The following is a 15,597-nucleotide window of genomic DNA, read 5'->3' on the forward strand; positions in this document are numbered from 1 at the left end:
CTGTTTGTGGCAACTGCCGCAAGACACTGAATTATCGATACTCAAATTTTTATCGTAAAACAACACCCTGCCCAATGTTGCTTTTGCATTAGTGATGGTATTACCGGCAGTATTGTCTTTAACAATATAAGCCGGCTTGCCCTGGCCGGCATAGTTAGTAAGATTATTAAGATCGATATTTGTTCCGAATGCGGCTTTAATTGCAGGGTAAGTATCCGTGCTGCCGGTGCCACTGTCATTGTTTTTTGAACAACTAACTGCTATTATCAGTAAAATAAAAATTGCGGCGAAGGTAATTTGCGTTTTTGTCATGTAGCGTTGGTATTAGAGTAAATATCAGGGTTATTAATTTGGGTAATCTATAATTTATATTGTAACTATTTTATTGTGGTGGCGGCGGCATTCTGTCTCCGGGTTCCATGCCGGGTGGTGGTGGTCCCTGTCTTCTGCCCGGAGCCAACCTGCGCAATACATCTTTAATAATACTGTCAAACTTTTTTTGCTGATCAGCATTGCATATAGCTCGTAATTTTTGAAAATGTTTAAAATTAAAAATTTCCAACTGCTGCTCTGCTTCAGCTACTTTGCTGCTTAGTATTTGTATTTGTGTATCTGCAGTTGCAGGCTGCTGTAATAAAGCAAAAAAAATATCTTTTGCTTTTCTGATACTATCCTGCAAGGCCCTCTGCCCTTTTTGATGTTCTTCTCTTAAAATTTTATACGCTTGCTGCTGAGCAGCATTTAATTGCAATTCTTTTGTAACAAATTCAAACACCTGACCTGCCACTGGAGGTTGACCGGGTAAGCTGTTGTTGTTGCTTTTATGTGTCCACAATAAAACCAGTGTAACAATATTTGCTGTAAGCATCAGCAATATTATTATGGTTATCCAGCGGTTATTTGTAATAGCATTCATACTAAAAATTTATTCGTAAACCAATGCTGTATTCATATTATATGCATCTGCAAATGATTGCAGTGATGCAGGGCCTGCTGAATGCACCGTTACTTTTTGTTCCGGGGTTTTATTCAACTGTACTATTGAAAATACATTTAAGATCAATACTAAAAAAAGTACAGCACCAACAAACACCGGGCTCAGCAAAAAGAATTGTTTTTGTTGAGGTACGCTTTCATTTTGCATACGCCCCAGTAAACGGGTATAAAAAAAGTCAGGCGCTGCTGCTTTTTGCAAACCTGCCAAACTATTTAATATTTTATCTTCTTTATTATTCATTAGCAATAATTCATTAGTTAGATGTTATTTTTTGCAGAAACCTTCGCTTATGGAGGTAATTCATTTATTTTTTTCCGCAGGTTTTGTTTTGCCCGTTGCAACAGCGCATCCACGGCTGGTTCTGAAGTATTTAAAATAGCTGCTATTTCCCGGTAACTTAGCTCTTCTACTTTATTTAGTATAAATGCTGTGCGCTGGTTTTCGGGTAACTGATCCACCAGTTTAAAAAGTATAGCGGCTTCTTCTTTTTTATCCAACTGTATGCCGGGATGATTAAATTCTTCCGGCTCATATAATGGCGTATTATCGTTGCCAAATAAACTGCTTATAAAACCAAACCGTTTTTTTCTTTTTTTACTGCGCAGATGATTTAGGCATTTTGTTACAGTAATTTTATATATCCAGGTAGAGAGTTTAGCTTCTTCTTTAAATTTTTTGATGGAACGATACACTTGTATGAAAACTTCCTGGGCAATATCTTCGGCATCGGCACTGTGCTGCAGCAAGCCCAGCGATGTATTAAATACGCTAAGCTGGAACTGGTGTACCAGTTCCTTAAAAGCCAGCTCTTCCCCGTTACGGAGTCCATAAAGCAATTCCTGTTCGGTCAAATGGGCGGGTAATTTTTATTTAGACGTTCGCAATTAGTAAAACCTTTGCTGTAAACTATATTTATTTTTTGTAGCCTTCTATAAAATCTTTTACCAGTTTGTCAAAAGCCTTCGCTTCATCAAACATAAAGTGGTGTTCTATTGGCAAAACATACACCGGGTAATCTTTCAGTTGTTCTTCAAACTTCATCAGTCTTACCCCATCTTTTTCGGTGGTTAAAATTATTTTATTATTATTTTCAATTTTTTCAAATTGCTTTTTTATATCTGCTAAATCATCGCTGTTAAAAATATGATGATCAGGATAACGCAGCATATCGTACTCATGCACATTATCGGCTAAATAAACTTTTAACGGATTGGGATTGGCAATGCCGCATACTAATAAAATATTGGTTAGAGATGTTATGTTTGCCAGACCCTTATTAAAAAGATGATATGGTTTTGTATAAATAATTTCTGTAAAAAAAACTGTTTGGTGCGCCAATGGTTTTATTTCTTCGGAAATTGATTTTTTTTCTGCGGCAGATAATCCGGCTTTACATTTTGTAACCACAATTATATCGGCACGTTTCATACTTGTTTTTACATCACGTAAATCTCCGGCGGGTAAAATTATATCTCTTGTAAAGAGATTGTTGTATGCTGTAAGCACAATATTTAATCCTGCTTTTACCTGCCGGTGCTGAAAAGCATCATCCAAAATTATTACTTCAGCATCCGGCCTGTCGTGCAACAATTGCGGAATAGCCACTAACCTTTCCTCTCCCACTGCCACTGCAACATCAGGAAATTTATTATGAAACTGCATCGGCTCGTCACCAATTTCTAAAGCTGTTGATGCTTCATTTGCAATAGTGTAACCTTTTGTTTTTCTTTTATAACCACGGCTTAAAGTAGCGGTTTTAAAATCTTTTTGCAGCAGACGAATCAAATTTTCCACCATTGGGGTTTTGCCCGTACCGCCCACTGCAATATTACCAACACAAATAATGGGGAAATTAAAAGAAGCAGATTTCAAAATATTTTTATCGAATAACCAGTTGCGTAACCATACTATGCAACCATAGATTAATGAAAGAGGAAAAAATAAATATCTAAAACTTCTTAGCATGGATTGGTTAAATAGTTGATTAGTTTATTGGTTAATTAGTGTGCATTGTAATCTGTGAAAATTTGTGTAATTCGTGGCAACCTAATTTATAAAAATTGAAAAAATGGTTGTGCCGTAATTACGTTCTGTTTTGTAATGCTCAAACTTTTTATAATCGTTTCTTGGTGTATGCTCTAAAATAAACCAGCCCTTGGGTTTTAATAATTTTTTTTCAAATATTTTTATAGGTAGCTCATCAATAGTTGCCAATGCATAAGGCGGCCCGGCAAAAATAAAATCGTATTGATCTGTTGCAGTATCTATAAAACGAAATACATCCAGCTTTACTATTTTAAAATTTTCTAAGGCCAACTCCCCTGCTGTTTTTTTTATAAAATCATACATCGCATTATCCTTTTCCACAATGGTAATATCGGCTGCTCCCCTGCTGGCCAGCTCGTAACTGATACAACCGGTGCCGCCAAAAAGATCAAGCACTTTTAATTCTTCTATGGCTAAATTATTTTGCAGCACATTAAATAAACCTTCTTTGGCAATATCGGTGGTGGGCCTTGTGTGAGGCATATTGTTGGGTGGAGAAATTTTTCTTCCGCCATGTATGCCGCTTATAATACGCATGATGCTATAGCAAATAAATGACTGAAATAATGTTTAGGATGACTTTTTATTTCCTCTGCATAATTAAAATCAGCAGGTAAGTCAGCACAATTAACCGCCTGAAAATATTTATACAATTCGCTGTACAAACTTGAATCCGTATCAATCATACCGCTAACCGTTAAAATTGTTTTAGCGGCATCAGTTTCAAAACTCTGGCACACATTCAGCAAATGATAAACGGCATCTTCCGGCGATGCATATTCATACTGCTGTATAATTTGTAATTGCCCGTTCTTTCGCAACAGTACCGTTAAATGTTCCGGATAAAAATTGCAATACAGCAAATCTTTATTATTCTTTTCAAAATTTATTAAAGAAGAACTCTGGTGGCTTTGAATGCAAAACGGAAAATGATTGTTAAAAATATTTTTTACCGCTGCAGGAATTTTATACACCGTATGCAAATTATGTGTGGTTACCAATTCATTTTGAACAGCACCCTGCATTAAATCGCCATGTACCAATTCCAGCATTTCTTTACTGCTACCTGCATCAAAATATTCATGGGGCACTAAAACGTTTTCATCAAAACACCAAGTAACAAATATTTTTTTAAAATGTTGTTGTGATAAATTTTCGGCACTTACAATATTATTTATTTCTTCGGCAACAGCTGCAGCAGTTAAATGTTTTGCAAAGTGATACACCAACACCGATATAAAAGTATTGCTTTCAGTATCTAACTGAATAAAAGACATGCCCTGTTTGCCTGCGGTAATAAACAGATTAGGTTTATTAAGCGGCGTATTTTCTGTTGTTATATTAAATGATGGATTCACTGTATGATTTTCGGCAGGCAAAATAAGATAATTTTGCTGACTTTATGGAAAGTGCAGCAACAATAACCGATTTAAAAATAAAAGTAACCAATAAACAAATTTTGTCTATTGCGTTACCTATTACGCTGGCTATACTTATACCACAGGTAAATATGCTAACCAACAGCATTTTTTTAGGTAATTATCATAAAGACCCTGATGCCTTAGGCAATGCAGGAATAACAGGCGTCTTCTATTTAATATTTGCTGTGGCCGGGCATGGTTTAAACAATGCTATACAATCGGTTTTTAGCCGCCATGCAGGCAGTGGCAATACCAATGCATTTAAAATTATTTTAACACAGGGCATTCGTATAAGTTTACAATTTGCTGTTTTTGGTATTTTATTTACCTGTTTAGTGGCGCCATTTATTTTACAGGCTGTAGCAACAGCCGATGCTTATCCAAAAGAAATAAGTTTTTTACGTATCCGTATTTTGGGATTGCCTTTTTTATATTTATTTCTTACCGGTAATGCTTTTTTAGTAGCCTCGCTTAACAGTAAATTTTTAATGATTGGTTTTATTTGTGAAGCACTGGTAAATATTTTGCTGGATTATGTATTAATATTCGGGCATTTTGGTTTTCCTGAAATGGGCTTTAATGGTGCTGCAGTGGCATCGGTAATTGCCGAGGTGGTCGGATTTATAGTAGTGTTTGCTGTATTATACAAAACCGGTTTAAAAAAGAAATACAGCCTGCTGCAAAGTTTTGCTTACGATAAAATTATCAATAAGGCGATAATAAAAGTGTCGGCGCCATTGGTAATGCAGTATGTAATTAGTGTAACCACCTGGTTGATCTTTTTCTTTTTAATAGAAGCCCGTAACAATCAGATGGATAAAGCCATCAGCAATGTAATGCGAAATGTATTTGGGCTTGCAGGCGTCTTTGTATGGGCATTTGCCAGCACCAGCAATGTGGTGGTAAGTAATTTAATGGGGCAAAAAAGAGAAGATAAAGTTATTTTGGCTATCAATAAAATAATGCTGTTAAGTATTGGTTTTTGCAGCATAATGGTTTTGCTGCTCAATATTTTTCCGGCCACTTTTTTTAATTTATTTGGTAAAGATGATGCGTTTGTAGCAGCAGGTATTCCAGTAGCAAGAGTTGTTTCGCTGGGGATGCTGTTTATGAGTGTGGCCAACATTTGGCTAAACGGTGTAACCGGTACCGGTAAAACAAAAATGAATTTACTTATAGAAATTGTTGCTATAACCGTGTACCTTATTTACAGCTGGATATTTGTAAAAGTGCATTTTATTTCATTGGCTATGGCATGGAGTAACGAAGTGGTGTACTGGTTAACCATTTTTATAATGGCATTTATATTTTTAAAGAGTGGTAAGTGGAAAACAAAATAATACATTTTTGGGCCGTGCAGTAAATCTATGTTCATCTTCATTGGCAGAGTTTATCCTGAGGAACGAAGGACACTCTTCAACTGCAAATCTTTATTGAGCTTTTACGGAGCGTATTCTGGTTTATAAATATTTGAAATTTTAAATAATATTTTTTAATGAGAATCGATGTATCTGGAAAAATTACAGCTTTCGTTTAATATAAATGCTTTCATATTTAGAAGCTTTTGTATTTTTATACAAACATGCAATAAATGGATGTAAAAATAGAAGCATCGTGGCGGGAAGTTTTAAAAAATGAGTTTACCAAACCTTATTTTATGCAGGTGGTAACATTTTTAAAAACTGAAAAATTAGCCGGTAAAATTATTTATCCGCCAGGAGCGCTGATATTTAATGCATTTAACCAAACGCCTTTTAGTAAATTAAAAGTGGTGATATTGGGGCAAGATCCTTATCATGGCCCCGGCCAGGCACACGGTTTAAGTTTTTCTGTGCCAAATGGTATTAAGCCACCACCCTCTTTAGTAAATATTTTTAAAGAAATACAAACCGATATTGGTGTGGCCATGCCACTGCAATATGGTAATTTAACAAGATGGGCCGAGCAGGGGGTATTGTTATTAAATGCTGCATTAACGGTTAGGGCTAACGAACCTTTCAGCCATGCAAAATTTGGCTGGGCCGATTTTACCGATGCAGTTATTCAAAAAATTTCTGATGAAAAAAGCGGCATCGTTTTTTTGCTGTGGGGCAAATTTGCACAGGAAAAACAAATACTGATTGATGAAACAAAACATTTTGTTTTAAAGGCAGCCCACCCTTCTCCCTTTTCGGCAGATAAAGGATTTTATGGCTGCAAACATTTTTCAAAAACAAACGATTTATTGGTTAAGCAGGGATTACAGCCCATTGACTGGAAACTCTTAACCCCATAAACCCCTATCCCCTTGCACAGCATCCTGTGGAAAAGGGGGAAATTTATAGATTATGAAAAATAAAAAAAATAGCAATTCCTTTTTTTTGCTGGATTTTATAAAAAATATTTTTGCAAGAATTTGGGCACTCTGGGGTTTGGTAAGTTTTGTGGTTACGTTTTTAATTTTCTTTTTACCGTCAATGTTATCGCATTTATTTAAAGATGAAAAAAAAGGCCAGGATTTTTTTATAAATGTTTCTAAATGGTGGATGAATGTTTGGTTAATTTTAGTGGGCTGCCCTGTTACTGTTAGCGGGAAAGAAAATTTTATTGCAAACGAAAATTATGTGGTGGTATTTAATCACAATGCGCTTTTGGATGTTCCCTTATCGGCACCGTATGTGCCCGGTGGCAATATGACTATTGCAAAAGATTCGTTTGCCAAAGTGCCGATTTTTGGCTGGTTTTATAAACGGGGTGCCATTTTAGTAAACAGAAAAGATGAAAGGAGCCGGATAAAAAGTTTTGATGAAATGAAAAAAGTTTTAGTTAAGGGCATGCACATGTGCATTTATCCTGAAGGCACAAGAAACAGAACTGCCGAACCACTAAAACAATTTTATGACGGCGCTTTTAAATTAGCCATAGAAAGTAAAAAAGAAATACTGCCCTGCGTAATTATTGGAACAAAAAAAGCCATGCCCATAAATAAAACATTCTATCTTTTACCAACACGTTTAAAAATGCATTTTATGCCTGCGGTATCTTCCCAAAATATTTCGGCAAAAGATTTAAAAGAAAATGTATTTACTGTGATGAAGGAGTATTATGTGGAAGAAAGTTTAGGGGTTTAGACGTTTAGAAGTTTAGGGTTTAGAGGTTTAGCATCGAATGTTTTTTCCTAAACCCCTAAACCCTAAACGTCTAAACCAATTTTACAAATCATAAAAATATCTTGTTCGGTTTATTTTCAAGTCTCTTAAAATGCCCGACTTGGGGCTGATGCTGATATTGAAAAAACGATATTTACCCACTGGCGAAATATTAATGGCCATTTGCCAGCAATGCATTTCTCTTGTTAAATACATACTTAACGAACCCAGTTCTTTTGTAGTAATATTATAATACCCGTTTAATCCTATCTGCCATTTAGAAGTTAAGTTTAAAGTACCACTCCAGTTTATATTTTGAGAAATAGAACCTTTGTATCCGCTGTAATCTGCCTTTCTCTCTCTAAAATAAGATAAGGCATACTGGAAATTAATACTCCACGGAATATTAAAATTTGCAAATTCGCCAGGGTTGTTACTGATATAGGACGCTTCCTGCTGATATTCATCTAAAGGCAAACCCGATATGGGATTTACCTGGTTGGGGTTACTATTATCTGTTGGTAGTTTTTCATCTTTATCTCCGCCTTTAAAACTGCTTTGTACTGCAATATTTGCAGTAGTTATTTTACCCAGCGACAATGGCTTTTTACTCCACACTACTTTATCAATAAATTCGCCACGGCTGTTTATTAAATAAGGCACGGCCGTAGCACCTGCAGTAATATTTATTTTTTCAAAAAGATTGGTACGTGCCTGAATGCTGAATGGCTGCAGTTTAAAAGAATCGGCTAAAAGATTATAGCTGCTGTTGATGCTGAACCCATCAATTAAAGTAACTTTTTTTATTGCTGCTTCGCCGGTATCTTTTTTATTTTTTACTTTCATCTGTATGTTATTATCAACACCAAATGTTATAGCACCCGATTTACCTTCGCCAAAGGCAGAAAAAATATTGCCTTCATAAATTGATGGTCTTATAAAATTAGTTCCGGTTGTATCTGTTTGTAATAAATAATGGTCTTTAGCATTCATATCGGGGTGATAACTAAAACCAAAGCTGGGTCTTATTTCATGACGGATTGCCTGCACCTTACTGTTTTTTCCAAATGCAACCATGCCAAATATTCTTGTAGTACCCGACACGCCGTACGACATTTCTCTTGCTGCAAAAAAACCTTTTGTTATTGCAGTATCTACTTTTTTATTGGCAGCATTCCATTTACGTACAAATTTATTTTGATACCAATACTCCTGGTAACTGATGGAAGGTGCAATTTGCACAGGCCCCAACGGCGGCAACGATAATGATATAGGGACGTTATGGCTTGCACCATATTGCAGTTTATCAATTAACTGTTTACCAATATTACTTGCAGTATCATAAAAATAAGTAAGGCTTTTTACATTGCTGTTTAATGCCACCCCTAAATTTTCGTACCACTTATATTCACCCACCGGCTCCTGCCTTCTAAATGGATATAAAGTATTTACGTTAAAAGCAATATCCGGTAAATTAAGGTTGATTAAATTTTGTGCAGTGTTTTGATTATGGTTGGCACTAACGGTAAGGCTGAACGGCTTATCTTTCCATATTTTTGAATATGCGATGGAAGAATTTAACTGGTTTTGAAAATTGCGTTGCGGACTGTTAGGCACCGATGCATTAAACTTGCTGCTGCCTGCATTTACGTTGGCACTAAAAGTTACCCCCGGCCGTGATTTTGTATCGGCAGAGTGCGACCAGGTAACATTAAAATTTCTTGCCCCCGATTCATCAATATCCCTAAAATGCTGAATGTTAATATTAAAATTACCCTGGTAATGATAGCGTTTATAATACCGGGGGTTTATACTCGCCGTCCATCCGCCGTACGAATAAATAGTTCCTCTTGCAACAGCATCCCAGTTATCGCTTAAAATTTTATAATAGCCAATACCTTCCAGCGCCAAACCCAATTGTTCGTTTGCAGTAAATGTTGGCGCAATTAAACCCGAGTGCCTGCCCTGCGATAAAGGATATATTCCAAAGGGCAATGTAACAACAGGCAGCGGAATACCTTCAATTTCGGGATGCACGGGCCCGGTAAAAGCCATTTTTTTATTAATGAATTTTATTTTTTTACTTACAAATGCAAAATGCGGCGTATCTAAATTACAGGTGGTAAACCTGCCATTTAAAGCGTAAAAAACATTGGCACTTTCTTTTTTAATTTTATCGCCATACACAAACAATTCGTCCTGCTTGGTATAGGTGCCTTTGGTTATACCCCTGCCGGTTTTCATATCAAACTTTATAGAATCGCTGATGGTTAAAAAATCAGCCTGGGTAAAAGTGGGCCACGAAACAACTTTTCCTGTACTGTCTTTAACAAAATAAGCGCTTATTAAACTGGTTTTTTGGTCAAACTCAATATGTGGCGCCACCAGTTGGTTATCGATGTAATTAACTTTTGTTTCTTTACCGTATAAAATTATTTTACCGGTGGGTACATCCAGCACCATCGAATCATCTGCATGATAAGTTACGGGTGCATCCAGCGAATCTTTAGAAGTTTTAAAATTTACGGTGTCGATTACAGCAAAAGTAGAATCACTTATTTTAAGCGAATCGGGAATTTGTTTTTTAATAATATTAGTATCCGGTTTTTTTACAGGAGGTGTATCCACTACCAATACAGTAACCGGTTTTTGATTTTTAAAAATAGTATCTGTAGTTAAATTACTGTGAAAGTAATGTGTATTAAAACTATTAGTACCACCATACAGCGTTAAGCCTGCAAACAACAGCGCCAAAGCCCATGTCAATATATATTTTGCCTTACCTTTGTACAGTTGGTTCATAATTATGATTGGCAAAAATAGCCATTATAACAGCATGAAATTGTGAATATTAATATAATTACTAACCCCGGATAAACCTTTTGGATATGTTGAAAAACAAAGTACCTGTTTTAATATTGATTGCTGCTTTGCATTTGTTAATGTTACCCAATACTTTTTCACAAAAAAAAATAAAAACAATTGTTGTTGATGCCGGGCATGGCGGTTCAAGGGATCCGGGAGCCACTGGCCAGTACGAACATTCTTTACGCTCCAAAGAAAAAGATATTACCCTTGCCATCTCCCTTAAATTAGTTGAAGAATTAAAAAAACAATTACCCGATGTTAGCGTAAAGCCCACTCGTACCACCGACATTTACCAGGACCCGAGGGAAAAAGCAAGATTAGCGAATGAGTTTAAAGGCGATCTTTTTTTATGTATTCATGCCGACGGCGGCCCTTTAAAAACCGGCAAAAGACAAATTGGTACTAAAGAAGAAACAAGGTATAAAATAACATATAAGAAAGTAAAGAAGAAAAAGGTAAAAATTTCTACCCCTTATAAAGTAACTGTACCGGTTTATGAATATTTTAAATTACCATTAACCCGGAGTGGCACCAGCGTTTGGATATTTGCTCCGCATAAAACCAGTGATAAATTAAAAGCCATAATGGAAGGTGGCGAAGATTTTGAAATTGAAACTGATAATGCTGATTCCACCTTTAATGATTTTGATTTTAACTCTCCGGAAGGCCGCACACTTGCACAAATTTATGCTAAACGTTTTCAGGAAAGAAGTGATTTGCTGGCCAAATATGTAAACAATGAAGTTGAAAAAACAGGACGGGCAGCTTTAGGTGTCAATCAGCGGCAGGTAGGCATTCGTGTTTTACAATCTACCAATATGCCGGCTATTTTAATTGAAACCGGTTTTATTAATAACCCCGAAGATGAACGTTATATTAACAGCGAAAAAGGACAGCAGGAACTGGCAGAAGCTATAACTGCTGCAGTTATAAGATACAAGGAACAGGTAGAAGGCACTAACAAAACCAGCGATACAAAACCTGCTGAAGAAAAAGCTACACCAGCAGAATTAGAGAGCAGGCCAACAAAAGATACCAAAATTTTACAGGTAAAAAGCGATAAAGTAAAAATAGAAATTTATGATGATGGGGAAATTGATAATGATATTGTTTCTGTTTATTTTAATAAAGATTTAGTAACGGGTAATAGAGCTTTAACTGCAAAGCCTTACAGTTTTACTATTGATTTAGTGCCTGGCAAAACTAACGAACTGGTATTATATGCCGATAACATGGGCAGCATACCACCCAATACCGCTTTAATGATAATAACAGATGGCGTAAGCCGTTATGAAGTAAGATTGTCGGCAGATTTAAAAAACAATGCCTCAATAAGGTTTGAATTTAAGTCGCAGAAACCAAAACCTAAACCATAAATTTGGCCCGAAGATTGGGAAGTTTATTAATAATATTTCAATAACTAACTACTACAATGAAAATTAGTAACGAAACCAAAATTGGCGCATTAACTGCAATAGCCATTACCCTGCTGGTACTGGGTTTTAATTTTTTAAAAGGAAAAACTTTTTTTGGTAAAAGCCACAGCCTTTTTGCTAAATACACCAATGTGCAGGGGCTTGCCAACAGTAACCCGGTTATGATAAATGGTTTGCAGGTAGGTACGGTGTACAGCATTACTACCGATAAAAACATGAAAGAAATTTTGGTGAATATGACGCTGAACAAGGATGTAAATATCCCGGTAAATTCTTTTGCTTCTATAAAAAATAATCCCTTAGGCACTACCAGTATTGAAATAAAATTAGGCGATGCTCAACAATATCTTCCTAAAAACGATACTATACGTACAGAAACCAGTGCAGGTATTTTAGATGGTGCTATACAGGAGTTAAGGCCGGTTTTAGGGCAGGTGAAAAATGCGGTAAAATCTCTCGACTCGGTATTGATGACCCTTGCCGGTGTACTTGATCCTAATTCAAAACATAACATTAGAGGAATATTAGAAAACCTGAATAAAACAACCGCTGGTTTAACTGTTTCATCTGCATCTTTACAAAGTTTATTAAATACACAAACCGGGGCGCTGGCAAAATCTTTAAATAATGTAAGTTCGTTTACAGGTAATTTGGCTAATAATAATGAAAAATTAACAGCCGTAATGACCAACCTTGATAAAACAACAACTAATCTTTCTAAGCTTGATTTAGAAAAAACTTTAAATACTTTAAATGCTACTGTTGGAGATTTAAAAACAAGTTTGGGTAAATTAAATACAAAAGATGGAACTGCCGGTATGTTACTTAACGATGCAAAATTGTATAATAATCTGGCTGCTACTGCCAATAAGCTAAATGTTTTACTGGATGATTTTAAAACTAATCCCAAACGATATATTTCATTTTCTGTTTTTGGAAAAAAGGCTAAAGGAGAAGCTCTTGTGGTGCCTTTACCCGATACTGTTAATGCACCTTATTTGAAAGTATTGCAAAAATAACTTTACCATTACGTTATAAAATAATTTCGGCAACTTGCAGCAGTAAAAAATATTAAGCATTGCATTTAAAATTTACTACTACTTTCTCTTTACTTCTGCTGTTATTTGTTTTTAACAAAACATCGCATGCACAACAGCCTGTAACATTACCCTCGCCGCAGGATACTATTAGAATAATACAAATTGTACAGGCAAAAAACTTAAGGGAAAAAACAATTGACTCTGCTACAACTATTGAAACTGCTGCAGGCAATGTTATTATTAAGGAAGGCCTTACCACAACCTATTGCGACAGTGTGGTAATAAACCGCAGAACAAACGTAGTAGAAGCTTTTGGAAACGTACACATCAACGATAACGACAGCATACATACATACGCACAGTACCTGAAATATATTGGTGGGGAAAGAATTGCTTATTTAAAAAAGTCGGTAAAACTTACCGATAAGAAAGGTGTTTTATTAAGTGATGATTTGGAATATAATTTACGTACCGGCATTGCAACTTATAAAAATGGCGGCAGGGTTTTAAATGGTAAAACAGTTTTAACCAGCACCGATGGGGTTTATTATGCAGATACCAAAGATGTGATTTTTAAAAAGAATGTACACCTTGTAGATCCAAAATATGATATAAGAACGGACAGTTTATTGTACAACATCACTACAGATGTAGCAACATTTATTGCGCCTACACATATTGTAAGTAAAGATGGAATTATTGATACCAAATCAGGAATTTACAATTTAAAAACTGGCGAAGCTATTTTTTACGAACGGTCTTATATAAGAGACAGCAGCCGCTCTATAATTGGCGATAAGATTTTTTTTGATGATAAAAAAGGAATTGTAACTGCCGACGGTAATGCAAAAGTGGTGGACAGTATAAACCAGGTTACAACCATTGGCGGTCATGTTGAAGTAAACACAAAGGAAAATTCTTTTTTAGCTTACAACAAGCCTGTAATGATTTTACACAAAGATGGCGACAGCACTTACATAGCTGCTGATACTTTATTTTCTGGTTTGAGAAAATATGACACTATTGCAAAAAAAACAACCACTGCAATTGATACCTTAAAAAAAACAAAAGCCATTACAATAAATAAAACTGACAGCACCGATATTAGTTTTTTAGGTAAGAAAAAAAATGACAAAGTAGTAATTAGTGAGCCTGAAAAAGTTGACACTGTTAAAAAAGAGATTGCTGTAACTGAAAATAAAATGGACAGTGATGATATTATATTGCCTCAGAAGAAAAAAAGTGACAGCCTGCAAATAAAATCATTGCCCAAAAAAGATACTGCAACAAAAGCAATGGTCATCAATCTTAATAAAAAAGATTCTGCCATTCGTTATTTTTTGGGTTTTCATAATGTTCGGATATTCAACGATTCGCTGCAGGCCGTTAGCGACAGCCTCTACTACTCTACCGAAGATTCTACTTTTAAATTATTTGGCCAGCCCCTGGTTTGGAATGGTAAAACACAAATTGCCGGCGATACCATTTATATGTTTACCGAAAACCAAAAAGCAAAACAGCTGTACGTTTTTTATAACAGTATCATCATTAATAAAACAGCAGATAAATTATTTAATCAAATTGCCGGACGTACACTGAATGGTTATTTTAAAGATGGCCAAATTGATTACGTAAGAGTGAAGGGATCACCTGCTGAAAGTATTTTTTATCCCCAGGATGATGACAGTGCTTTTGTAGGCATGAACCGAAGCAGCGGTGATGTAATTGATATCTTCTTTGTAAAAAAAGAATTGAATAAAGTAAAGTTTGTGAATAATGTTGATGGTGTAATGTATCCTATTCGCCAAACCCCTGCTGATAAAAAACAATTGAAAAATTTTAAATGGCTTGATAACAGGAGGCCAAAAAATAAACTGGAATTGTTTGAGTGATATGCCACACTTGTCCCGATTGTTTCGGAGAGGTACAGAAACACAAAATTTTTATTTTGAAAATCTTATGCGACAGCTAACTATTCTTTGATTTTTATTTTTCCATCTCTTTTACTTTTTATAAAATCCTTAACACAGTTAATAAAGCTTTGTGCGTTGTAATTAAAAATTACAATTACGCTGGCATTATTTTCGATTACACTACTCAAAAAAAATACCATGAAAAAATTATTGTTATTATTTCTTATTGCCCTTAGTTTTTCCTTAACCACAAAAGCACAGGATGAAAGTGCTTACAAAAATGCCCTTGGTGTCAGGCTCGGTTCATCGATACCGGCTATTAAAAGTGGTATTACTTACAAACATTTTATTGGTAAAAACGCTTTGGAAGGTATTTTAAGTTTTGGTGATGGTGTGGGCATTTGCGGCCTGTACGAAATTCATAAACCACTTGCAACAGAAAACCTGCAATGGTTGATTGGCTTTGGTGGGTACGTTGCATTTAATAACAGTGGCAGTAATGTTGGTGCGGCAGGTATTATCGGGTTAGACTATAAGTTTGCCAACATTCCTTTAAACCTTACTGTTGACTGGAAGCCTGAATTAAATATTATTACTAAAGTTGGGTTTGAAGCATCGGGAGTTGGTTTTTCTGCAAGATTTACTTTTTAAGGTGAATGGTCAAATATTAAAAGTGAACTTTGGAACTTTTTTTTTATTTTTTTACTCAATATAGCTTAGCCATAAAACAAAACCATCCGAAAATAAC

Annotated in this window: 15 protein-coding genes; 7 read left to right on the top strand and 8 right to left on the bottom strand. The window is 35.5% G+C overall.

Annotation, left to right across the window (positions count from 1 at the left end):
• From ACY651_RS19460 to ACY651_RS19490, 7 genes are all read right to left on the bottom strand, one after another.
• Nucleotides 1–312 (bottom strand): cytochrome c peroxidase (locus ACY651_RS19460; RefSeq protein WP_462255174.1); only part of this gene is annotated, 312 nt, incomplete at its 3' end.
• Between the two features lie 70 nt (nt 313–382).
• Entirely contained in the window at nt 383–916 is a 534-nt protein-coding gene (locus tag ACY651_RS19465; protein WP_462255175.1) for a Spy/CpxP family protein refolding chaperone, read from the bottom strand.
• Between the two features lie 9 nt (nt 917–925).
• Nucleotides 926–1,237 carry a hypothetical protein gene (locus ACY651_RS19470; protein ID WP_462255176.1) on the bottom strand — a complete coding sequence of 104 codons (312 nt, stop codon included), beginning with the start codon at nt 1,235–1,237 and terminating at the stop codon, nt 926–928.
• A gap of 47 nt (nt 1,238–1,284) precedes the next feature.
• Entirely contained in the window at nt 1,285–1,848 is a 564-nt protein-coding gene (locus ACY651_RS19475) for an RNA polymerase sigma factor (protein ID WP_462255177.1), read from the bottom strand.
• 61 nt (nt 1,849–1,909) lie between these two features.
• Nucleotides 1,910–2,962, bottom strand: coding sequence for a tetraacyldisaccharide 4'-kinase (gene lpxK, locus ACY651_RS19480; RefSeq protein WP_462255178.1), 1,053 nt, complete (start codon nt 2,960–2,962; stop codon nt 1,910–1,912).
• 81 nt (nt 2,963–3,043) lie between these two features.
• Nucleotides 3,044–3,580, bottom strand: a complete 537-nt coding sequence (locus ACY651_RS19485; RefSeq protein WP_462255179.1) for an RsmD family RNA methyltransferase — start codon at nt 3,578–3,580, stop codon at nt 3,044–3,046.
• Nucleotides 3,568–4,401 (bottom strand): DUF3822 family protein, encoded by an 834-nt coding sequence (locus tag ACY651_RS19490; RefSeq protein ID WP_462255180.1) that lies wholly within the window; start codon nt 4,399–4,401, stop codon nt 3,568–3,570. Before ACY651_RS19490 ends, ACY651_RS19485 begins: the two co-directional genes overlap by 13 nt.
• Nucleotides 4,402–4,445: 44 nt before the next feature.
• Between ACY651_RS19490 and ACY651_RS19495 the strand changes: the two genes are divergently transcribed.
• The 3 genes from ACY651_RS19495 to ACY651_RS19505 all read left to right on the top strand — a co-directional run bounded on the left by ACY651_RS19495 (nt 4,446) and on the right by ACY651_RS19505 (nt 7,574).
• Entirely contained in the window at nt 4,446–5,804 is a 1,359-nt protein-coding gene (locus ACY651_RS19495) for an MATE family efflux transporter (RefSeq protein WP_462255181.1), read from the top strand.
• Nucleotides 5,805–6,055: 251 nt separating this feature from the next.
• Nucleotides 6,056–6,739, top strand: coding sequence for a uracil-DNA glycosylase (ung, locus tag ACY651_RS19500; RefSeq protein ID WP_462255182.1), 684 nt, complete (start codon nt 6,056–6,058; stop codon nt 6,737–6,739).
• 52 nt (nt 6,740–6,791) lie between these two features.
• Entirely contained in the window at nt 6,792–7,574 is a 783-nt protein-coding gene (locus tag ACY651_RS19505; RefSeq protein WP_462255183.1) for a lysophospholipid acyltransferase family protein, read from the top strand.
• 81 nt (nt 7,575–7,655) lie between these two features.
• Here ACY651_RS19505 and ACY651_RS19510 read toward each other — a convergent pair whose 3' ends face one another.
• Complete coding sequence (locus tag ACY651_RS19510; protein WP_462255184.1) at nt 7,656–10,394, bottom strand: putative LPS assembly protein LptD; 2,739 nt, start codon at nt 10,392–10,394, stop codon at nt 7,656–7,658.
• 86 nt (nt 10,395–10,480) lie between these two features.
• On the opposite strand from ACY651_RS19510, the gene ACY651_RS19515 reads away from it, so the two are divergent.
• The 4 genes from ACY651_RS19515 (at nt 10,481) to ACY651_RS19530 (ending at nt 15,500) form a co-directional block, all read left to right on the top strand.
• Complete coding sequence (locus ACY651_RS19515; RefSeq protein ID WP_462255185.1) at nt 10,481–11,836, top strand: N-acetylmuramoyl-L-alanine amidase family protein; 1,356 nt, start codon at nt 10,481–10,483, stop codon at nt 11,834–11,836.
• A 56-nt stretch (nt 11,837–11,892) separates the two neighbouring features.
• Entirely contained in the window at nt 11,893–12,915 is a 1,023-nt protein-coding gene (locus ACY651_RS19520; RefSeq protein ID WP_462255186.1) for an MlaD family protein, read from the top strand.
• A gap of 59 nt (nt 12,916–12,974) precedes the next feature.
• A complete protein-coding gene (locus ACY651_RS19525) occupies nt 12,975–14,828 on the top strand; it encodes an OstA-like protein (RefSeq protein WP_462255187.1) in 1,854 nt (617 codons plus the stop codon).
• Between the two features lie 219 nt (nt 14,829–15,047).
• The gene (locus ACY651_RS19530; protein WP_462255188.1) at nt 15,048–15,500 is read left to right on the top strand and encodes a hypothetical protein; all 453 of its coding nucleotides are present in this window, start codon (nt 15,048–15,050) and stop codon (nt 15,498–15,500) included.
• Nucleotides 15,501–15,597: the final 97 nt, after the last annotated feature.

The sequence above is a fragment of the Ferruginibacter sp. genome, assembly GCF_031391665.1.
In the GTDB taxonomy this organism is placed as follows: Bacteria; Bacteroidota; Bacteroidia; order Chitinophagales; family Chitinophagaceae; genus Ferruginibacter.

Bases quoted from the DNA above. Each gene is read 5' to 3' on its own strand.
- ung (WP_462255182.1), top strand. From the start codon at position 6,056: ATGGATGTAAAAATAGAAGCATCGTGGCGGGAAGTTTTAAAAAATGAG.
- ACY651_RS19470 (WP_462255176.1), bottom strand. From the start codon at position 1,237: ATGAATAATAAAGAAGATAAAATATTAAATAGTTTGGCAGGTTTGCAA.
- ACY651_RS19495 (WP_462255181.1), top strand. From the start codon at position 4,446: ATGGAAAGTGCAGCAACAATAACCGATTTAAAAATAAAAGTAACCAAT.
- ACY651_RS19465 (WP_462255175.1), bottom strand. From the start codon at position 916: ATGAATGCTATTACAAATAACCGCTGGATAACCATAATAATATTGCTG.
- lpxK (WP_462255178.1), bottom strand. From the start codon at position 2,962: ATGCTAAGAAGTTTTAGATATTTATTTTTTCCTCTTTCATTAATCTAT.
- ACY651_RS19485 (WP_462255179.1), bottom strand. From the start codon at position 3,580: ATGCGTATTATAAGCGGCATACATGGCGGAAGAAAAATTTCTCCACCC.
- ACY651_RS19530 (WP_462255188.1), top strand. From the start codon at position 15,048: ATGAAAAAATTATTGTTATTATTTCTTATTGCCCTTAGTTTTTCCTTA.
- ACY651_RS19515 (WP_462255185.1), top strand. From the start codon at position 10,481: ATGTTGAAAAACAAAGTACCTGTTTTAATATTGATTGCTGCTTTGCAT.
- ACY651_RS19505 (WP_462255183.1), top strand. From the start codon at position 6,792: ATGAAAAATAAAAAAAATAGCAATTCCTTTTTTTTGCTGGATTTTATA.
- ACY651_RS19510 (WP_462255184.1), bottom strand. From the start codon at position 10,394: ATGAACCAACTGTACAAAGGTAAGGCAAAATATATATTGACATGGGCT.
- ACY651_RS19520 (WP_462255186.1), top strand. From the start codon at position 11,893: ATGAAAATTAGTAACGAAACCAAAATTGGCGCATTAACTGCAATAGCC.